Annotated in this window: 4 protein-coding genes; all 4 read left to right on the top strand. The window is 69.0% G+C overall.

Annotated elements, in window-relative coordinates:
• Positions 1-2,207: translation initiation factor IF-2 (infB, locus tag ACTWQJ_RS48140; RefSeq protein WP_443312695.1), on the top strand; the 2,207-nt coding region annotated here is incomplete at its 5' end.
• 219 nt (positions 2,208-2,426) lie between these two features.
• Positions 2,427-2,720, top strand: a complete 294-nt coding sequence (locus ACTWQJ_RS48135) for a DUF503 domain-containing protein (protein WP_443312694.1) — start codon at positions 2,427-2,429, stop codon at positions 2,718-2,720.
• A 38-nt stretch (positions 2,721-2,758) separates the two neighbouring features.
• The gene (gene rbfA, locus ACTWQJ_RS48130) at positions 2,759-3,205 is read left to right on the top strand and encodes a 30S ribosome-binding factor RbfA (RefSeq protein WP_443312693.1); all 447 of its coding nucleotides are present in this window, start codon (positions 2,759-2,761) and stop codon (positions 3,203-3,205) included.
• Positions 3,202-3,759, top strand: a 558-nt coding sequence (truB, locus tag ACTWQJ_RS48125; protein ID WP_443312692.1) for a tRNA pseudouridine(55) synthase TruB, incomplete at its 3' end; no start/stop codon positions are given. The genes rbfA and truB, both read left to right, overlap by 4 nt.

Below are 3,759 nucleotides of genomic sequence, written 5' to 3'. Positions count from 1 at the left end.
TGATGCCGCAGCGTCCCGCTGCCGGCCCGCGTCCCGGTGGCGGTGGTCCCGGTGGCCGTGGTCCCGGTGGTGGCGGCGGTCGTCCCGGTGGCGGCGGCGGTCGCCCGGGCGGCGGCGGCTTCGCCGGTCGTCCCGGTGGTGGCGGTGGCGGCTTCGCCGGCCGTCCCGGCGGTCCGGGTGGCGGTGGCGGCGGTTTCGCCGGTCGTCCGGGTGGTCCCGGTGGCGGCGGTGGCCGTCCCGGCTTCGGTGGTCGTCCCGGTGGTCCCGGTGGCCGTGGTGGCACGCAGGGTGCCTTCGGTCGTCCCGGCGGTCCCGCGCGTCGTGGTCGCAAGTCGAAGCGGCAGAGGCGTCAGGAGTACGAGGCCATGCAGGCCCCGTCGGTCGGCGGCGTGATGCTGCCTCGCGGCAACGGCGAGACCATTCGCCTGTCGCGCGGTGCGTCGCTCACCGACTTCGCGGAGAAGATCAACGCCAACCCGGCGTCGCTCGTCGCGGTCATGATGAACCTCGGCGAGATGGTCACGGCCACGCAGTCCGTCTCCGACGAGACGCTGCAGCTCCTCGCCGACGAGATGAACTACACGGTTCAGATCGTCAGCCCCGAGGAGGAGGACCGCGAGCTGCTCGAGTCCTTCGACATCGAGTTCGGCGAGGACGAGGGCGACGACGAGGACCTGGTGGTCCGCCCGCCGGTCGTCACCGTCATGGGTCACGTCGACCACGGTAAGACCCGACTGCTCGACGCCATCCGCAAGACGAACGTCATCGCGGGCGAGGCCGGCGGCATCACCCAGCACATCGGTGCCTACCAGGTCGCGACCGAGGTCAACGACGAAGAGCGCAAGATCACCTTCATCGACACCCCGGGTCACGAGGCGTTCACCGCCATGCGTGCCCGTGGTGCGAAGTCGACCGACATCGCGATCCTGGTCGTCGCGGCCAACGACGGCGTCATGCCGCAGACGGTCGAGGCGCTCAACCACGCCAAGGCGGCCGACGTCCCGATCGTCGTCGCGGTCAACAAGATCGACGTCGAGGGCGCCGACCCGACCAAGGTGCGCGGTCAGCTCACCGAGTACGGGCTGGTGGCCGAGGAGTACGGCGGCGACACGATGTTCGTCGACATCTCCGCCAAGCAGGGTCTGCACATCGACTCCCTGCTGGAGGCCGTGATCCTCACGGCCGACGCCTCGCTCGACCTGCGGGCCAACCCGAACCAGGACGCGCAGGGCATCTCGATCGAGTCCCGTCTCGACCGCGGCCGTGGTGCCGTGGCGACGGTCCTCGTTCAGCGAGGCACGCTGCGGGTCGGTGACACGATGGTCGTGGGCGACGCCTACGGTCGTGTGCGCGCCATGCTCGACGACAACGGCAACAACGTCGCCGAGGCAGGCCCGTCGACGCCGGTCCAGGTCCTGGGCCTGACCAACGTCCCGGGCGCGGGCGACAACTTCCTCGTCGTCGAGGAGGACCGTACGGCCCGCCAGATTGCCGAGAAGCGTGCCGCCCGCGAGCGCAACGCGGCCTTCGCCAAGCGCACGCGTCGCGTCTCGCTCGAGGACCTGGACAAGGTGCTCAAGGCCGGCGAGGTCCAGCAGCTGAACCTGATCATCAAGGGTGACGCTTCTGGTTCCGTCGAGGCCCTGGAGTCCTCCCTGCTCCAGCTGGACGTCGGCGAAGAGGTCGACATCCGCGTCCTGCACCGCGGCGTCGGTGCGGTCACGGAGTCCGACATCGACCTGGCGATGGGCTCCGACGCCATCGTGATCGGCTTCAACGTCCGTGCGGCCGGCCGCGCGGCGCAGATGGCCGAGCGCGAGGGTGTGGACGTCCGCTACTACTCGGTCATCTACCAGGCGATCGAGGAGATCGAGGCGGCCCTCAAGGGCATGCTCAAGCCGGAGTACGAAGAGGTCGAGCTCGGTACGGCGGAGATCCGCGAGGTCTTCAAGTCGTCCAAGCTGGGCAACATCGCGGGTGTTCTCATCCGCTCCGGCGAGGTCAAGCGGAACACCAAGGCGCGCCTTGTCCGCGACGGCAAGGTCATCGCGGAGAACCTCAACATCGAGGGTCTGCGTCGCTTCAAGGACGACGTCACCGAGATCCGCGAAGGGTTCGAGGGCGGTATCAACCTCGGCAACTTCAACGACATCAAGGTCGACGACGTCATCGCGACGTACGAGATGCGGGAGAAGCCGCGGGCGTAATTGCGCCGACGGTTTGTGCTGGCCGGCGGGACTTCGGTCCTGCCGGCCAGCGCGCCGTGTACTGGGGGCTCCGCCCCCAGACCCCGGCCGGTCGGCCAGGAGGCGGGCGAAAAGAATCCCGTCGAGCCATCCGCCCGTTCGTTGTACCTTTCTTGATGTCCCTGCCGACTGAACAGCGGGGCCATCGATCCCGTACCGGCGGGTGAACCGGTTACATACATGTATGTGGGGACGCTGTCCTTCGACCTGCTTCTCGGCGACGTACGGTCGCTGAAGGAGAAGCGCTCCGTCGTCCGTCCGATCGTCGCGGAACTCCAGCGGAAGTACGCCGTGAGCGCGGCCGAGGTGGATCACATGGACCTTCATCGCAGGGCCCTCATCGGGCTCGCGATGGTGTCCGGCGACGCGGGGCACCTGAGGGACGTACTGGACCGGTGCGAGCGGCTGGTCGCCGGCCGCCCCGAGGTGGAGCTGCTGTCCGTGAGACGCCGCTTCCACGGCGACGACGACTGACCGAAGAACGTAGACAGGAAAGAACGGGAGACGGACCAGTGGCCGACAACGCGCGGGCTAAGAGGCTGGCGGACCTCATCCGAGAGGTGGTGGCCCAGAAGCTGCAGCGTGGGATCAAGGACCCGCGGCTCGGCTCGCACGTCACCATCACGGACACCCGGGTGACGGGCGATCTGCGGGAGGCGACCGTCTTCTACACCGTGTACGGGGACGAAGAGGAGCGGGCGGCCGCGGCCGCCGGTCTGGAGAGCGCCAAGGGCATCCTGCGCTCCGAGGTCGGCAGGGCGGCCGGTGTGAAGTTCACGCCGACCCTGGCCTTCGTCGCCGACGCCCTCCCGGACACCGCCCGGACCATCGAGGACCTCCTCGACAAGGCGCGCGCCTCCGACGAGAAGGTGCGCGAGGCGGCCACCGGCGCCACATACGCCGGAGACGCCGACCCGTACAAGAAGCCGGGTGACGACGAGGACGACACCACCGCATGACCCAGAAGCACACCACGCCCGACGGCCTCGTCATCGTCGACAAGCCGTCGGGCTTCACTTCGCACGACGTGGTCGCCAAGATGCGCGGCATCGCCAGGACGCGCCGCGTCGGCCACGCCGGCACCCTCGACCCGATGGCGACCGGCGTCCTCGTCCTCGGCGTCGAGAAGGCGACCAAGCTCCTCGGGCACCTCGCGCTGACCGAGAAGGAGTACCTGGGCACGATCCGCCTGGGCCAGACGACCGTGACGGACGATGCCGAGGGCGAGATCACGGGGTCGTTCGACGCCTCGAAGGTCACCCTGGAGGCCATCGACGCCGGGATCGCCAAGCTGACCGGCGACATCATGCAGGTACCGTCCAAGGTCAGCGCCATCAAGATCAACGGCGTGCGCTCCTACAAGCGGGCGCGGGAGGGCGAGGACTTCGACATCCCGGCCCGCCGCGTGACGGTGTCGTCGTTCAGCGTGTACGACGTCCGGGACGCCGTAGCCGAGGACGGCACGCCCGTGCTCGACCTGGTCGTGTCGGTGGTCTGCTCCTCCGGCACCTAC

The sequence above is a fragment of the Streptomyces sp. KR55 genome (assembly GCF_052245645.1).
GTDB lineage: Bacteria > Actinomycetota > Actinomycetes > Streptomycetales > Streptomycetaceae > Streptomyces > Streptomyces flavusporus.
Note: the sequence above shows the minus strand (reverse complement) of the source record. Positions and strands in the feature narration are given on the sequence as shown.